At 51.6% G+C, this 17,187-nt stretch carries 13 protein-coding genes and 1 pseudogene; 2 read left to right on the top strand and 12 right to left on the bottom strand.

The window, feature by feature from the left end; all coding sequences use genetic code 11:
• Positions 1-71: 71 nt before the first annotated feature.
• The 12 genes and pseudogenes from JRI89_06570 to JRI89_06515 all read right to left on the bottom strand — a co-directional run bounded on the left by JRI89_06570 (position 72) and on the right by JRI89_06515 (position 13,159).
• A complete protein-coding gene (locus JRI89_06570) occupies positions 72-1,301 on the bottom strand; it encodes a SpoIIE family protein phosphatase (protein ID MBW2070904.1) in 1,230 nt (409 codons plus the stop codon).
• 284 nt (positions 1,302-1,585) lie between these two features.
• Complete coding sequence (locus JRI89_06565; protein MBW2070903.1) at positions 1,586-4,699, bottom strand: efflux RND transporter permease subunit; 3,114 nt, start codon at positions 4,697-4,699, stop codon at positions 1,586-1,588.
• A 13-nt stretch (positions 4,700-4,712) separates the two neighbouring features.
• Positions 4,713-5,903 (bottom strand): efflux RND transporter periplasmic adaptor subunit, encoded by a 1,191-nt coding sequence (locus JRI89_06560; protein ID MBW2070902.1) that lies wholly within the window; start codon positions 5,901-5,903, stop codon positions 4,713-4,715.
• Between the two features lie 181 nt (positions 5,904-6,084).
• On the bottom strand, positions 6,085-6,591 hold the full coding sequence (locus JRI89_06555) for a thioredoxin family protein (protein MBW2070901.1): 507 nt from the start codon (positions 6,589-6,591) through the stop codon (positions 6,085-6,087).
• A gap of 165 nt (positions 6,592-6,756) precedes the next feature.
• Entirely contained in the window at positions 6,757-6,990 is a 234-nt protein-coding gene (locus JRI89_06550; GenBank protein ID MBW2070900.1) for a TM0996/MTH895 family glutaredoxin-like protein, read from the bottom strand.
• Positions 6,991-7,081: 91 nt separating this feature from the next.
• Complete coding sequence (locus JRI89_06545; protein MBW2070899.1) at positions 7,082-8,830, bottom strand: metalloregulator ArsR/SmtB family transcription factor; 1,749 nt, start codon at positions 8,828-8,830, stop codon at positions 7,082-7,084.
• 358 nt (positions 8,831-9,188) lie between these two features.
• On the bottom strand, positions 9,189-9,629 hold the full coding sequence (locus JRI89_06540; protein ID MBW2070898.1) for a DoxX family membrane protein: 441 nt from the start codon (positions 9,627-9,629) through the stop codon (positions 9,189-9,191).
• A 253-nt stretch (positions 9,630-9,882) separates the two neighbouring features.
• On the bottom strand, positions 9,883-10,404 hold the full coding sequence (locus JRI89_06535) for a rhodanese-like domain-containing protein (protein ID MBW2070897.1): 522 nt from the start codon (positions 10,402-10,404) through the stop codon (positions 9,883-9,885).
• Positions 10,405-10,412: 8 nt separating this feature from the next.
• Positions 10,413-11,621: an ACR3 family arsenite efflux transporter gene (arsB, locus tag JRI89_06530; protein MBW2070896.1), complete on the bottom strand. Its 1,209-nt coding sequence runs from the start codon at positions 11,619-11,621 to the stop codon at positions 10,413-10,415.
• Positions 11,618-12,174: pseudogene (locus JRI89_06525) on the bottom strand (arsenate reductase ArsC). The gene arsB and the pseudogene JRI89_06525 overlap by 4 nt, the downstream one beginning before the upstream one ends.
• Positions 12,175-12,218: 44 nt before the next feature.
• Positions 12,219-12,743: a Fe-S cluster protein gene (locus JRI89_06520; protein MBW2070895.1), complete on the bottom strand. Its 525-nt coding sequence runs from the start codon at positions 12,741-12,743 to the stop codon at positions 12,219-12,221.
• A 71-nt stretch (positions 12,744-12,814) separates the two neighbouring features.
• Positions 12,815-13,159: a winged helix-turn-helix transcriptional regulator gene (locus tag JRI89_06515; protein ID MBW2070894.1), complete on the bottom strand. Its 345-nt coding sequence runs from the start codon at positions 13,157-13,159 to the stop codon at positions 12,815-12,817.
• Positions 13,160-13,604: 445 nt separating this feature from the next.
• On the opposite strand from JRI89_06515, the gene JRI89_06510 reads away from it, so the two are divergent.
• Positions 13,605-15,383 (top strand): dynamin family protein, encoded by a 1,779-nt coding sequence (locus JRI89_06510; GenBank protein ID MBW2070893.1) that lies wholly within the window; start codon positions 13,605-13,607, stop codon positions 15,381-15,383.
• Between the two features lie 325 nt (positions 15,384-15,708).
• The gene (locus tag JRI89_06505; GenBank protein ID MBW2070892.1) at positions 15,709-17,181 is read left to right on the top strand and encodes a cation:proton antiporter; all 1,473 of its coding nucleotides are present in this window, start codon (positions 15,709-15,711) and stop codon (positions 17,179-17,181) included.
• The last annotated feature ends 6 nt before the right edge of the window (positions 17,182-17,187 follow it).

Here is a 17,187-nt window from a genome sequence, read left to right as displayed (position 1 = left end):
CGCCCAGGGGGCTGATCCAAAGAAAGCCTGGCTGCAAAAGCACTGAAAGACAGTAGCCCCTGGTCAGCAATTTACCCTGAAAGCAAGGAATTTCCTACATATTCAATTACCAAGAGACTGATGTCGTCCTCCAGAGCTGCGGTTGTTCTGAAGTCTCGGATGGTTTGGTAGACTGCCTCTACAAAAGAAGCAGGTGATTGGTGGGCATATTTTCTCAAAGCCTGGTAGAATCGGTGCTTGCCGAACATCTCACCGGCAGTATTGAACGCTTCAGAAACGCCGTCAGTGTAGAGAACAATTTTGTGACCTGGCACCAGCTTTTTCTCCTCCTGGTGGAAAAATTCATCACTGAATATGCCAATGGCCGGACCTCCTCGGTCGAGTACCTCTAGAGTTCCGTCTGGCTGCAGTATGAGGGGTGGAGGATGGCCGGCACAACTGTATTTGAGTATGCCCCGGTTGAGATCCACAGAACCGTAAATTATAGTGAAGTAGCTGTCGAAGCGTTCGAAAGGAAATGCCTGGTTGAGGCTGTGCAACACGGTGTTGGGAGAGAACAAACTGGGCAAGTCACCCGAGAATTCGCGTCTGCTCCGCAGAAATTGTGAGACTGAGACTGCAATCAAGGCAGCTGCCACCCCGTGACCGCAGACATCGAGCATATAGAAATCAAGGCGATTTTCTTGCGGGCAGCAAATATTGAATATATCACCACCAACTCGGCTGCAGGGTTCGAATTCCCAGGCAATCTCCACACCGTGGCAACTAAATGGTTGCTGCGGCAACAGTGTTCTCTGAATCTCGGCTGCCGCCTCGAGATCTTCTTCAATCTGTTTTTGCTGCTGCTGAAGACGGATCTTCTGTTCTTCTGTCTCAGTGACATCGTAGAGAATTATCAGTATCATGTCGCGGCCTCGGTAAGTTATTGGCCGCGTGGAAATTTCCAGAAACTTGCTGACAGGCTTGCCATCGATATAAAAGATGCGCTGCATCTTCTCTTTATCTACGGGGACCTTGCTGACCATAGTTTTTAACAAGGAGTGGCGGAGTTGACACTCGGCACAATACGATGTTTCCCCGCAGTCTCTTCCTTCTTCTACCCGGTATTTACACCCAGTAACACCCCCAAATCTCCGTTCCAGGATCTGTTCCTGCCCCGTGCCGAAAAGCTGGACAAAACTGTTGTTTACATGATAGATGCGCAGGTTTTCATCAGCAATCAGCACTGCAACATTAATGTTGTCCAGAAGAAGATTCAGAAATTCGTTGGATACTCTGAACTCCAGAAAAGTCGTTTCCACAAGAAAATTCTCCCACTAGTTAAACTATCTGACCCCCAACGTATATATCTTTATGGTATCGTTCTCCGAGAGAAAGTCAAAAGAAAGCGCCAGTTTCTGGCTGCCTGTCAATTTGGCCGACTGTAGTATAAAGGGGAGCATTTTATTACTTTTTTTGTTTTGTCTGAGGATATTAGCAATTTTCTGAATGAGGCTTTATTCCAACCGCGAAGGTTTTCTTGAGATCCGTACGAAAGTAGACTTTCATACTGTTTCCTCATCTTGCTGATACAGGGTCGCCTCCCCTAGGTCATCTTTGTCTTCCTGGCTAGCGCTGAGGCAACTCGCTGGTGTAATTCTTCGAGAAGAATGTAAAAAATTGGCACGTAGATGAGGGTCAAGAAGGTGCCCACAATGAGTCCTCCTATGGCTACCACAGCAAGTGGAGACAGCCGTTCCAGGCCGATTGCCTGCTGAAGAGCTACCGGCAACATGCCCACACTGGTGCCAAAGGCAGTCATGAGTATGGGGCGGGCCCGCAGTCTGATGGCTTCCTGAATGGCGGCGGCTGTTGCCATACCCTTGTTGCGGCCTTCATCTATGAAATCGATGAGGAGGATGGAGTTGTTAACAATTACACCCGCCAGGAGAATGAGTCCCATCATGGAAGGCATACATTGATGTCTGCCAAAGGCGAGCATGAACCACATGCTTCCCAGGGCAGCCAGTGGGATCGCCAGCATGATCGTCAGAGGACTCTTCCAGGAAGAGAAGGTGACCGCCAATGAAAAATAGAGCAGGATCATGGCGATCAGCATTGCATGTTCCAGTCGGGTGCTGGAGAGTTTCATCTGGGCGATTTCTCCCTCCTTGCTCAATTGGTACCCGGGTGGCAGCTGGATGTAGGGCAGAACCTTCTGGTCAATTTCCTGGTGAAGATGACTGATGGCTGCTGTTGCTCGATAGCCGAAAACATCGAGACTGTATTTGAGGTTCTGGCGGGTGATTACCGAGGGAGAAAACACCGGCGATATCTCGGCAAAAACTTTGAATGGTACGTATCCCTTGGGCGTCTTGATCAGCAGCGTTTCCAGATCGCTCAGATTGTTGCGAGCCGCGCTGCGAAATTGGACTCGAACTCGCAACCCTTTTTCATTAGGAATGTTGAAGGTGGTAGCAAGCTTTCCACCAAGAGCTGCGGCCACCTGAAAGGAGATGTCTGCAGGTGTGAGTCCATAGTGAGATGCCTGCAGTTGATCAATACGAAAGATCAGTTCACGTTTGTCCAGATCCCAGCTGCGAGACACTGAGGTGATTCCCCGCACCCCATGGAGTCGGGTGGAGACATCTCCTCCAATATCATGCAACACCTCGAGGCTGTCACCAGTTATCAGCAGGTCTACTGTAGAGACAATAGAAGAGAGCGGCGTGGCGCCATAGTCGTAGACATTGACGTAATGCAGACCAGGAAGTCGGTAAAAGGCTTGGCGCAGTTCCTCTTCAATCTGCCAGATGGTCTTTTTCCGGTGAAAGCGGTCAACAAAATGAATGGTAATACTGCCATCTTGAGTTCGCTTGCCGCTGCCAAAGCTGAAGGTCCCCGGTTCAGAACCGAGTGTAGAGGAGACCATCTGCACGCCTGGGAAGCTGTAGATGATCTCTTCCATGGCCGTCAAAGTCGCCTCGCTCAACTCGGTGGAACTATTGCTGTGCGTGGCAAAAGAGACCTTTACGATGCCGGTGTCCATGGGTGGCATGAGATCTCTTCCCAATAAGGGGATCACCATCCTGCTCGTAAGCACCATACTGAGCAGCAGTGGGATGAGAAAAAGGATGAAGGTCTTGCGCTTGTTGAGAACAATCTGTACCAGGGAAGTATATAGTCGCGCCAGGGGATTGACGAAAAAGAGGTTGAACTTGTAGGTGATTTTTTCCAGGCGATTCTTGTGAGGTGTTTTTTTCATCAGCAACGGCGACAACAAAGGAATCACCGAGATGGAAACCAGATAAGAGGAAATCAGGGCCAAAATGAGGACAGTACAAAACTGCTCCAGGATTTTCTGTACATATCCCCCGATGAAGAGTATGGGCACCAGCACAATGACCGTGGTGATAGTCCCGGCGAAATCCGCAAGCATGATTTCAGAGGTGCCTTCCATGGCCGCTTGATGAGCTGTCTTACCCAGTTCGTAATAATGCCTTTCGATGTTTTCCATTACTACGATAGCGTCGTCCAGGAGCAAGCCCACTGCCAGAATGATAGCGGTGAGGGTTACGATATTGAACTCGAGGTGGAGCAGATGCATGAGAGCAATGGTCATTAGATAGGTCAGGAGAATGGAGGCAGCTGTAATCAGCAGACTGCGGAGGTTCGCCAGAAACAGGAAGATGACAATGAGAGTCATGACCACGGCATCGCGCAAAGCTTCCAGCATATTGTCAATGCTGAGCTCGATGAGACTTTGCTGGGTATCGGCGGTCTGGATGTCCAGCTGGGCATATCTGGCCTGCAACTCGGGCAGTTTGTGATTCACGGCATCAATAGTAGCAAGGGTGTTGCCGCCCACCGCCCGCATGATGCTGACTCCTATTGCCGCCGCCCCATTGCCATGATATGCAGAGAGCCTGTCCTTATGACCGTAATAGACCCGACAAACATCCTTTACCTTGACATCGGCAGTGAGCTGAATATTCAAGAAGCGGCTCAGGTGGCTGACTTCATCGCTGGATTTGAAAGTCACCTGGTTTTCGCGGCCTATGATCAGTCCAGCTGGAATATTGCGGTTCTTGCTGGATATGGCGGTGGCAATGTCTGCAACTGTCAGGCCATAGCGCTCTAGGGCAGCAGGGTCCACGTCGACCCTGACCTCCCGCTCATATCCGCCAAAAACGTCAACATCAGCAACGCCTGGAATGTTCAGCAGGGCATCTTGCAGATCATTTTCCGCTATCTGGCGAACCTGGGCCAGATCAAGGGAAGTTCCATCTTTAGCTCTGACTGCCAAAATCATTACCGGCCGCGTAGCGTCACTGATCTTGTAGATCTGCGGAGGAAGAATGTCCCCCGGCAGTTCAGTGATGATTTTATTGAGTGCATTGGCAACATCGACGCTGGCCGGATCCAACCCTTTCTCATATTCGAACTCCGCTTGCACAATAGAGACTTCCTCTTTGGAAATGGAGCTGACCTTGCGAACCAGGTCGATGGCTTGCAACTCCTGTTCGAGACGATGGGAAATATGATTGGCTATATCGGTGGCTGAGGCGCCGGGCTCAATAGTGACCACTGCAATCTGGGGTCGATTGGCATCGGGGAAGAGATTCTTTTGCAAGGATCGGAACGAAAGTGCCCCGAGTGCAGAGAAGACGAACACCAGTGAGAGGGCAAAATAGGGCTTTTCGAGGAACTTGCGGATCAAGATCTAGCCTTCCTTACGGCACCACTGCGACCTGCTGCCCAGGAAAGATATGCATCAGGCGACTTTCGCGAGCCGAGACCAATCGATCACCAGCCTGAACTGCAGTAGTGTGAAAACAAAAGTGGCTGTCATTTTGCCCACAGACTTCTACAGAAACCAGCTTAGCTCGGCTCTTGCAGTCCACCTTAACGACCAGGAATTTCCTGCCTCGATGGAGCAAACAGGAGACAGGCGCTATAAAGCCTTTCACCTTGGCCAACAACAGCTTTACATTGACCTTACTGTGAAAAGGCAGGTGGAAAGGGGAGTGGGGCAACATAATATTGACTATTCCCAGGCCTGCAGGGTCTGTGGCAGGATAGATCGCAGAAACTGAAGCAGCAGCGGAGCGGTTGTCAAAAAGTATCGTTGCGGGGGTGCCAACTCGGACATGCGCAAAATCTTCGAGAGGCACCTGCACTTCGACCTTGACCCCATCACCAGGGCGAACCAGCTCTAGAATGCTTTTTCCAGGAATTGCCAGATCACCCATTGACAAGAGTTTCTTGCTCACTATCCCATTAAAGGGAGCCCTTATGGCAGTATAATTCAAGAGTGCTTTTTCCTGGCTTCGCAAGGCTTCAAAGGTAATGATGGAACTCTTAGCTGCTTCGATGCTTTGTTGGGTTGCTTTCAGGGTTGACAGGGCCATATCGTACGCCTCTTGAGAAGCATCCAGTGCCTCTCTGGCAATTGTCTTGCTCTTGAAGAGTTTTTCGTTGCGCTGCAGGGTCCTCCGAGTGGTAACAGCTGCAGACTCCAGCCCCGGAATTCTGGCCTGCAAAGCCAGCAAGTTGCTGCGGGCCTCCTGAATCTGGGCAGAAATTTGTCTGAGCTTCTCCTGGATTTCTCGATCATCAATCTGGACGATGATCGTCCCAGATGTCACCTTATCCCCTTCGTTTACCGGAATTTTTTCGATAAAGCCGGATACTTTGGAAGCAATGGCATTTTCTGTGACAGGGACGATTTCACCGAGGTAGGGAACCCACAGTTCCAGCTCACCTGAGGTTACCGCAGCTACCTTGACCACAGCTGGGTAAGTGCTGGCAGGCTTCATCTGAGCAAGTTCACTTTGCCTTTTCTTGATCAGCACCGCAAGAGCCGCCACAAGAAAGACTATGGCCAGCATGGCCAGTATCTGCTTCTTGGTGAAAGTCAACATAATGTATTCCACAAGAGATGAGGCCACAGGAGCGGCACGTCAATTGTTCATCATTGGCGGTCAACAGGTGACTTGCCAGGAACAGCAGCGATCAACAAAGAGACATACTATTCATTACCACAGAAGGACACAAGCGCTTTGTACTGTTTTTTTGCTCTGGCCTGTGAGGGTTGTGCCGGACCTAGAGAGAAGCTGCCTCCTCGAGCCACTGCAGCACCTGCCGTTCCAGCGGCAGTCGGCCTGTAGATTTAACTTTGCCGTTGATCACCAAAGCCGGGGTGGGGAGAATGCCGTAAGAAGCTATTTCTGCCATATCTCGCACGTGCTCTACACTGCCCACTATGTTGCTCTCGGCCATGACCTTGTAGACCACCTGCTCTAGCTTGTCGCAGTTGGGGCAGCCGGGGCCAAGGATCTTAACTTCGAGGCCCTGAGGTTCTACGTCAATAAAAGGCTCACCTTTGAACTTCTTATATTCCCGCAGAAAAGCCCAGGCATACTCTGATTCTGACTTGGTGGGGATGTAATTGCTGGACTTGAGGATGTGGAGAAGGTATTGAGCAATCTCCTCATCAGAGGAGAATTGTCTCCCCTCTGCCTCTTCCAGTGCCGCTTTCAAGCCGACGATTCCTATGGAGAATTTGCCGACGCTGATTTTGCTGATGTCGGTTTCTTTGCCCACAGCCATTTTCCCTAGTGGCAATGCGTTGGCTGGACGCCGAAGTCAACAATGAGAATAGTCGGGGAAATGTCTTGAGGGCCGGTGCGGAGACCGGCCCTATCCTCTATGAGTGAATGTGATGCATCTTCAACTCTGCATTCTTGGAACAGTTGAGTATTTAGCAGCGTCCGTCTATTTGCTCAACACTTGCTTGATCTCTTCCTTGCTGGCCACCTTGCCGACGATCTTGACCTCACCGTCTACAACCAGCCCAGGAGTCATGAAAACGCCGTGCTCGGCGATCTCATTGGGGTTGGTGACGTGGTCGAGGTGCACATCGAGACCAAGCTCGGCAATGGCATCCTTGGTGTTTTGCTCTAGCGCCTGACACTTGGGACAGCCGGGTCCCAGTACTTTGACTTCCATGTTTCTACCTCCCAGTTAGATTCTGTTTTTTGTTACATGGTGCGCCATGCCCACCCTCAAACCTTCTCCTTTTCAGGCAATCGTCATATGACTATGAAAAGAAGCGGCCGAAAATAATGCCGGTGATTGTGGCCATTACTATGACCAGGCTGACGAACACAGCGGTCTTCTTAGTGCCCATGACGCTTCTGATTACCAGCATGTTGGGAAGACTCAGGGCTGGCCCGGCAAGCAGCAGGGCCAGGGCTGGTCCTTTGCCCATGCCGGCGCCTAAAAGTCCCTGCAGGATGGGTACTTCGGTGAGGGTGGCGAAGTACATGAAGGCTCCCACTACCGAGGCAAAGAGGTTGGCCAGGAGGGAATTGCCGCCCACCAGTCCACTTACCCACTGCGAAGGAATGAGGCCCTCGGAGCCCGGCCGTCCCAGAAGAAGCCCTGCAGCAAGGACGCCGGCAAAGAGAAGCGGCATGATCTGCTTGGTAAATTCCCAGGTGGAGAGAAACCAACTCTCGGTCTCTCCTCTGGTGGTGGTGATCATAGCGGTCAGGCCGATAATGCCGGCGGAGAAGGCAATGAGCGGCTCATGGGGAAAGAGGAAAGCCAGCACCGCCACTGCCACAGCGGTGAGCACGACTTTGAAGGGTTTGACATTGAACCAGATAATCAACAGCAGGCCCAGAAGGGCGGCAAAGAGGCCGGTTGCCTCCCACTTGACACTGTAGATTGCCTGCCAGAGTCCGCTGGGCTCGGCCGGCTTTCCCCAGGTGGCGAATATCAAAATTCCCACCATGGTGGCAAAATAGATGACATTCTGCCAGAGGGGCCGTTCTACCTCGGGTTCGGGCATCATCATGGCTGCCTGGGCTTTGGCCTGCTCCTCTTTCCTGAAAAAGAAGTGCATGAGAAGCCCGATAACAACGCTGAAGACCACAGCTCCCACTGCCCTGCCCAGACCTATGGCAAGCCCCAGCACCCGGGCGGTCAGAACGATAGCCAGAATGTTGATGGCCGGCCCGGAATAGAGAAAGGCTATGGCTGGGCCGAGGCCGGCACCGCGCTTCCAGATGCCGGCGAAAAGAGGAAGCACTGTACAGGAGCACACCGCCAGTATACTGCCTGAAACGGAGGCCACCCCATAGGCAAGCACCTTTTTGGCACCTGCACCCAGGTACTTCATTACCGCTGCCTGGGAAATAAAGCAGGCAATAGCACCGGCGATAAAAAAAGCGGGCACCAGGCAGAGCAAGACGTGTTCCTGGGCGTACCACTTGGCCAGGGCCAGGGACTCGATAACCGCTCCAGCGAAGCGGCTGTTATCAATGGGCAGCCAGAAGAAAACCAGAAACACCCCGGTAATTACACTCAAAGGCTTCCAGATGGATTTCCAGTCAATGAGGCTCGGCCGTTTTTCTTCCTTTGCCGCAAATGCTGCCGCTCCATCTGGAGCGGCTTCTCCCTTGACCACTGTTGCGTTGCCCATTTTGGTTCCTCCTGTTGACGACTTGTCCGGTTTGGCCGCCCGAATTGGTCGGGCCGGTTCTAAAGGTGCTCCTGAAGAGCAGCTCTGTATGTTGGTGCAGATCATGGCGAGGACAGCCCCGGCATATTCGTTTGTCTCCTGGGGCTCGAGAAGACGAAAACGGGTCTGCATTCCTTTCTTGTCGCCTCTGACCAGATCTGCCACTTCCAGCAATTTCAAGTGGCGAGAGACGCTTGGTTGACTCATTTTCAAAAGGGATTGTATCTCGCAGACGCACAGGTCGCGGCACTGAAGAATCTTCATGATCTTTGCTCGAGTGCTGTCACCAGCTGCCTTCATTACCCTGACATAAGTTCGCATGTGCAAGATTTCCTTCATGTGGGGATGTTTTATTTGTTAATTTCTATATAACCATATAGCTATATTCCGTCAACCACATTATTCCACCTCCCCAGTGCAACTGCTGCCCGGCTTGATCCACTCTAGCAACTCCGGACATGATTCCCATGCTTTGGCAAAGGATTCGCGTTGGCCGAGATCACAACCCTATGAGAAATTATAGTTGAGAACTAGGATAATAAGATGACAATGATTGGCCAGAATTATAGATCCAGCAAAGCAGACATTTATCTCCTACAGTCTTGTCTGCAAAATTGCTGCATTGCGGCAAGCCCTCCGGTTTCAGGCTTGGGCACTGCATATACCTCACCTTCTCAACTCACAAGGTCAGGGAAGATGCTCTTTTCCCACGAAATATATAGCAGAACAAGTAGCCGGATAAGACCAGGAACAGTACCTCTCTTACCAGGTACCAGATCATTGCAGATTCTGACTGCAGTGCAGAGGTGCTGAAGCAGCCGCACTGAATGTCGAGACCTCGCACAGCATTGAACAACAGAGCAGCCAAAAAGGTGACAAGCAGTAGGTTGGCCAAGAGCACGGAGCCAGGGAGGCAGATACCGCTGATCAAAGAGAGTCCCAGAAGCAATTCCAACCACGGCAGTATCAGGGCAGTGACGTTGATGAGACTGTCAGGCAGGATCTGGTAGTTGTAGACAATCTCTGCAAAGGCTTGTGGATGGAGAATCTTGTCCACACTGGCATAGAGGAAGACAGCGCCCAGAACAAAGCGGACAGTAAGGGCCGCGACCTTTCCCAAATTCCATCTATCTTTCTTTTCAAAGTTGCGGCACAGTTTTCCAGCAGCTTTATTGGCGCCACAGGAGACCTCCTTCAACATGGTGTCGCTGTCACCTTCAGACCTCTCACTGCGCAGGCTAGCATGGTCATTGTCTCCGCGGACAGTGTTGCCTGTTATTTCATTTTCATCCGTTGGGTTCATCTTCCCTCGCTCGAGTTCTTCTTGCAATGCTGATTATCACAGGACGTAACCGAGTATTCTCTTGCCTGCTTTAGGGCGAGCCTGAAAGGCTGCCCATGTCAACAGGAAGCTGCTGCTCCTGCCAGTGGCTCCAGCCGTTCACCAGAACCCTCACATTCTGGTAGCCATTGGCAATGAGCGCCAGGGCCAGTTCCTTGCTCAGCGAGCACCCCTCCCCATCGCAATAGGTTATAATTTGCGCCTCCTGGGGGACATCTTTCATGACCCTCTGATAGTAAGTCTCAAAATCCTCCCACGGCAGGTTGCGGGCGCCCAGGATGTGGCCCAATTCATAAACGTCAGGTGGGCGGGCATCGAGAAACAGTGCCTCTTGAGTATCGAAGAGAGCAATGGCCTCATCGAGTGATATGATCAGGCTGTCGCCTGCTTCGTCCAGCAACCGTGCTGCCGGTGACCAGTCGGCGACCAGAGGCAGCTGATCTGAGCGGAGCTGATTTGTCAGCAAGGCCACTGCCGTTGCAAGCACCACCAGTAAAAGGGCTTGCCAGCTTGCCCTCAGCCACGGGGTTGGCGGACGATCTGCTACAGCCACAGCAACTCCTATGCGTATACAGCTCTCGGAAACCAGTTCCGAGTCCACAGACAGATTTTGACCAGCATGAGCATTACTGGCACCTCAATGAGAACGCCGACTACCGTGGCCAGAGCAGCACCAGAGGAAAGGCCGAACAGCAGGGTGGCAGTGGCAATGGCCACTTCAAAATGATTCGAAGCACCGATCATTGCTGAAGGCGCTGCATCGTCATATGTGAGCCTGAGCGGTTTCGACAGACCATAGCCAAGCCAAAATATCAGGTTTGTCTGGATGAACAGAGGAATAGCAATCCAGAGAATGGTGAGAGGATTGGCAACAATTACTTCTCCCTTGAAGGAAAAAAGCAATATCAGGGTAATGAGTAGAGCTGTGATGGTGATGGGCGTCAGTATATGGAGAAACTTTTCCTTGAACCACTGCTCACCGCGGGCCTGAATGAGGAGTCTGCGAGAGATGTAGCCTGCTACCAGGGGTAGCGCAACATAGATGCCAATGGAGAGTACCAGGGCCTGCCAGGGAACCGGCAGTCGTCCCACCCCGAGGAGAAAGCCCCCCAGAGGGCCGTAGAGAAAAAGCATGGTTAGGGAATTGATGGCAACCATGACCAGAGTGTGGCCGTCATTTCCGCGGGCCAGAAAGCCCCAGACCAGAACCATGGCCGTGCATGGAGCTATTCCCAGGAGAATGCAGCCTGCCAGATAGCTTCGCCACAGGGGCACCTGGAGCATTTTGACGCCTTCCACCAGGACCACCTTTCCCACACCGTGCGTTGCTCCTACTGGCAGGTTCAGCCCAAGCGGCAATTTTACATAATCCACAGCTTCAGGTCCTATGAAATTGTAGAAAAGGGTGCCCAGGAAAAAAAAAGATATAGCATACATTGTAAATGGTTTTATGGCCCAGTTGACAAAAAGAGTGAGGGCTACTGGCTTGACGTTTTTTCCAGCCCTTATCACCTCACCGAAATCGATCTTTACCATAATGGGGTACATCATGAAAAACAAGCACACTGCAATGGGGATGGAAACCACCGGTGCTTCACCCACATAAATGGCCAGACCGTCCAGGTATTTCGCCACCCCGGGTGCAAATTTGCCCAGGAGGATGCCAGCGACAATACAGAGTATAACCCACAGAGAAAGGTATTTCTCAAAAAGAGAGAGACCCTTGCGAGGCTCCTCCACGGCAAGCTTGTTTGCTGCTGCTTCTGTCATCTGTTTTCCTCCTGATTATCAGTTTTTTTCAGAACATCCTTCGGTATTTGCTCTAGAAACGACTTGATTCCTTTCTCAAGGAGCTGTGCCTTGCTTGACATGCCTCCGGATTCACCAATGAAGAGAGCTCCAGGCAGTTGCTGGATAAAGGCCCTAATCTCATCCCGGACCCGGCGGTAATGCTTCATAGTTTCCTCTTCGCTGTGAACACTTGCGGCCAGTCTGGGTGGATCATCGAATCACACGTGCAGGACTCTGGTTTTGGCCGGGAAGGTTGGGCAAGCTTTCTGGGCGTTGTCGCAAAGAGTGATGACGTGTCGAACTCTAGGTGCCCTATGTCAGCAAGAGATTTAGAGCCTTGCTGCGAGATGTCTATGCCAACATCCGCCATGGCCTTTACAGCCCACGGATCTACCCCTTCTGGATTTACCCCGGCAGAGTACGCTTTGATTTGGCTCCCCTTCAGATGGCGGCTGAAACCTTCTGCCATCTGGCTGCGGCAGGAGTTGCCAGTGCACAAAAAGAGGATGGTTGTCTTCCCCTGGGACAGCATACCCTGCCCTCCATTGTCAAATTGGACGTGCCAGTCAGAAGTGCTCAGTGAAGCAAGCGGAATTGCCCGAGATACTCCTCAAGTTTGCTCCTGGCCTCCTCGCTCAGCGGCGGGCAATCCTCCGGGCCCCTGCCACCGTCAGCGACCTGAGTGGCGAACACCATGCAGGTGGGTTGACCGCATTCACGGCAGTTTGTTTTGGGTAGCAGTTTGAGAATCTCCAGAACTCTTGGTTTTTCCGGGGTCTCGAAACTCGGTTCAATTTCTGTACGCTTCTCCCAGGTGTCGTTGATTTCTTTTTTGAGCCACTCGAGAATCTTTTCTGCTTCTGCCTCATCTTTCAGAGCGTTGATGGCAATTTCCCTGGGGTGGAGTGTGATGAGTTTTCCATATATCTTGAGAGTAAGCGCTGGCGGTTCCTTTAAATACTGGTGTCCCCCCAGGACCGTATTGAGGTAGGGCAGCACCTCGGAGATGTCCTCCTCGAGGTGGGCAATGCAGTGCAATGATTGAAACTGCGGGTTGCACTCCGGCCGAAAGATCTCCTTGCGGTATCCTGTGAGCAGCATTGCAGACCTCCTGCTGTTGTTCCATAGTGCTGTATCACTAAATAGCTCACCATAAATATAGTGGCAGAAGCTTATTTGCGACACACTTCCTCTCGGCGAATAGTGGAAACCTTCTCCAGCAAGGCTTTTATCTCGGGTTCCTCTGTCAGCCAGTGGCGAAGGTTGCCTAGTAGTGTTGCCGCATAAGGACTGCTCTCTCCATCGGTAAGACTGTAGTTGACCCAGAGACCGTCTTTGTGGTGTCTCACGAGTCCTGCCTGTTCTAGGACCTTCAAATGCCTGGAAACCGTGGGTTGCGCCAGGTCGAGAGCCTCTTTGATTTCACAGACACACATTTCCTTCTGCTGCAACATCTTGATAATTTTCAGCCTGGTTGAGTCGGAAAGAGCCTTCATGACGGCAAGAAAACCATTCATTACAATCTCCACTATATAGTTAAAAATAAATATAGTTGGTAGATAAATTGGAGTCAAGCGAGATTGTTTGGGAAAAATGCGACGCGGAAAAAGTACCTATTGTTTTACAAGGATTACAAAGTCGGATTCTACGCGACATTTTATGTGACAAAACCTGGTGGATGAATGACGAAAACAGGCTTCTCCGTGCCTCTAGTTTATATGTTTCATAAATAGCAAGGTCGAATTTGCCAAGCTTGACAAGCCGACAATAGCTCTGCTATTGTGAAAAAAAAGGCAATGGAGTCTGCCTTAAACCGCCCCTGCGGGGGCTGATGACTCCTGCTCCACAGTATATTGGGGTAGGAGCCAGCAACAAGCCTACCCCACCGGAACTGCCAGGTGGGTTTTTTGTTTGGCCCTGTCAGGCCGGGACCTGGCGGGGCCTTTCTGCAGGAGAACTGCTATGCTAGACCGATACAAACAGATTCGGCAGGATCTCATGGCCAATATTGAACGGTTGGCCGCGGTCTCCTCAAGTCGTGGTGATACCAAGGTGGAAGAGAGCTTGCTGGAAATCGGTGAGAAGCTTGCCGGCAACCGTTTTCACCTGGTAGTGTTGGGGCAGTTTAAAAGGGGCAAGTCTACCTTTATCAACAGTCTGTTGGGAGACAGGGTGTTGCCTACCGCAGTAGTTCCCCTCACCTCTATTGTGACCCTGCTCAAATACGGTGACCGCGAGAAGATTGAAGTTGTGTTCAACCATGGTCAGCGAAGCACCATATCCCGGGAGGAGATGGCAGCCTACGTAACCGAAAGAGGCAACCCCGGCAACGAAAAGAATGTGAAACACGTGGAGGTAAGCTATCCTTCGCTTTATCTCAGAGACGGGGTGTTTCTCATTGACACCCCCGGCGTGGGTTCCACTTTTGAGAACAATACGGAAATGACCTACAACTACCTGCCCAAAGTCGATGCAGCTCTGTTTCTACTGGCTGTGGATCCACCGATCAGCCAGTCGGAGATCGCCTTTCTCGGAGATGTAAGACAGTATGTGGAGAAGATCTTTTTCATCCAGAACAAGATCGACTACATGGACGAGCAAGATCGGCAGGAGTCTATGGCCTTCTCAAAGGAGGTTATCGAGAAAGCGCTGGGTTCGGACGGCATCCGCATCTATCCTCTATCTGCCAAACTGGCCCTGGAAGGAAAACAATCCGGCAACCAGAGACTGCTTACTCAGAGTGGTCTGCCTGAGTTTGACAGGGTGCTGGGAGAGTTTCTTCTGAAAGAGAAGGGTAAAACTGTGCTGCGCTCTGCACTCCACGGCGCCAGAAAACTGCTGTCGGACGAAGAGTTCGCCATAGAGCTCGAGAGGCGGGCCATTGCCACACCACTGGAAGCCTTGGAAGAAAAGATCCGTCTCTTCCAGGAAAAGATGGAGTTGATCAAGCGCGACCGTGAAGACAACTCTTACTATTTCGAAGGTGAGATGAAGCGCCTCATCGATATGCTGGACCGCGACTTGCTGCGGCTGAAAGAGGTTGAAATCCCAAGGCTTCTCAATGAGCTACACGAGGCTGGAGAAAAACACCAGCACCGAAGCACAGCTGAGTATGTACGAATCATGGAAGAGGTACTCCAGAATGGCATCGTTCGGACGTTTGATGAATGGATTGTCCGCGAAGAAGAGAAGCTGAACGAAGAGTATGCCCGCGTGTCGAAAAAATTCTCCGATAGGGCCAATGAGATCATCGATGCAATCGTCAATGCCTCTGCTGAATTATTTGACTTGCAGTTGGAAAGATTTGTGGCTGAGGAAACCATAAGCAGCGACAGTCAACTGTACTACATGGTGGGGGACCCCCCGAAGTTTTTTGATCTGGAAGGAGCCCTCGACTTCTTTTCGCAAAAAATTCTCCCCAGAGGGCTTTCTCAGGCCAGGGTACTGAAGGACTTGCAGAAGAAGCTGCCTGACAAGATAGATATGAACTGTGGCCGAGTACGGTGGGATTTTATGGACCGAATCAAAAAGAGTTTTCTAAAATTTCGCTGGGACCTGAACCTCAAGATCGAAGCCACTGAAGAAGGAATCAGAAAGGCTATCGACAAGGCTGTGGAGTTGAAAAAGGTCAGCGCTGCGGAGATGAACAAAGCAGAACAGCTGATTGCCGAACAATACAAGCAGATCCAGGAGGTCAAGGGCGAACTCGAGGTGTTGGAAGAGGCCATCCAGGGTCTGTGAAACGGTGCGAGCGATGCTCAACAGTCTAATCGCTCGCCACAGATGTTCGCCGGCTCGAGCAAGAGACTGGCTGCGTGATTAAGGGAGGACATCTACTGCGACATAAGCGCGCTGGAACTACCCTCCAACAGAGGCGGCCAAGGGTATGTGGGACCTGACGGCCGCCTCACTTTTATGAGTATTCTTGCTTTTCAAAGAGTCACATTTTCTTCACGAGACAGTTCAGCAGATACCCAGGGGCTAACTCGATCCGCTCTTGCCTAAAATCCGAGTTTAGGGCAAAGTTGGGTGGGTGGCAGAATAGCATGTCGAGAGGAGGAATTTTATGGCTATAAGCCTGGCATTGATTGTGGTTCTGGGTCTGGCCGCTGACATACTCTTCCGCAAGTTCAAACTTCCAGGTCTTGTAGGCATGCTCATCATTGGAGTCCTGGTGGGGCCCTATGTGCTTGGTCTCATGCGGCCAGAGATGATGAAAGTATCCGCCGACTTCAGGAAAATTGCCCTGATCGTCATCTTACTGCGAGCCGGCTTCGAGCTGCGGCGAGACACCCTGAACCGAATCGGCAAGACAGCTGCTGTGATGTCTGCGGTGCCGGCCATTTTCGAAATCATAGTAGTTACCCTAATTGGTCCTCACTTTCTGCACATCTCCTATCTGGAGGCTGCTATTCTGGGAAGCATCCTCGGAGCAGTGTCACCCGCGGTAGTGGTCCCCTTGATGATTGATTTCATAGAGCGAGGCAAGGGGGCCAAGAAGGGCATCCCCACCCTGATCCTGGCGGCTTCATCAGTGGACGATGTGTTCGTCATTGTCATTTTCACCATTCTTCTCGGCATGTACACCGGCCACAAGGTAAATATTGCCTGGCAACTGGCGGGAATTCCCATATCTATTATCCTTGGCATAATAGTGGGGATCATTCCCGGCTACCTGCTCTACAAACTGTTCTTGAAATATGATTGGCAGCCACCCAGACGGACTCTCCTGGTCATGGGCACGGCCATCTGCCTCACCTGGCTCGAGGACGTAGCCCACAATGTAGTTCCCATCGCCAGTTTGCTTGGAGTTATGGCTATTGGCTTTATAATACTGGAGAAAGAGGAAGCAATTGCCCACATTATTTCACAGAAGCTCAAAAAGCTCTGGGTATTTGCCGAGTTACTGCTTTTCGTACTGGTGGGGGCGCAGGTCAATATCTCCGTGGCCTGGAAGGCTGGTGCTGCTGGTTTGGCGGTGATTTCACTAGGACTGCTGGCACGCTCAGTCGGCACCTATTTGTCTGTCATGGGTACAGACCTGGACTGGAAAGAGAGACTGTTCTGCGTGGTTTCCTATATACCCAAAGCCACAGTGCAGGCTGCAATCGGTGCGGTGCCCCTGGAAGCCGGAGTGGCTGCCGGTGAGGTCATCCTGGCAGTTGCAGTGCTGTCGATACTGGTGACAGCTCCGCTGGGAGCCATTGGCATCATGCTCATGGGGGAGCCCATCCTCGAAATCGAGAAGCGCACTACCTATCGGTTCAAAGACCTCAGAGAGAAACTGCGACTGCCGAGAGTGGGAGAGAAGGTGCGGAGCAAGAAATATGGGACTGTCTGGAAGATCATTGAGGAAAGGGAAGTCTGGTTAGAGCCGGCAGTGCCGCCTGAAACCGGCTTTGTACCCACTCCTGCCCTCTATCTGCGCTACTGGAAGGTCGAACCGGGGCTGGAGCCAGGCAGGGGCAAGACCATGGAGTACCGCTACAGCATACTGGATAGCTCTTTTGATCAGCACTGGGAAATACTCTATGATTGAGCTGCC

This window comes from Deltaproteobacteria bacterium (genome assembly GCA_019309045.1).
In the GTDB taxonomy this organism is placed as follows: Bacteria; Desulfobacterota; Syntrophobacteria; order BM002; family BM002; genus JAFDGZ01.
Note: the sequence above shows the minus strand (reverse complement) of the source record. Positions and strands in the feature narration are given on the sequence as shown.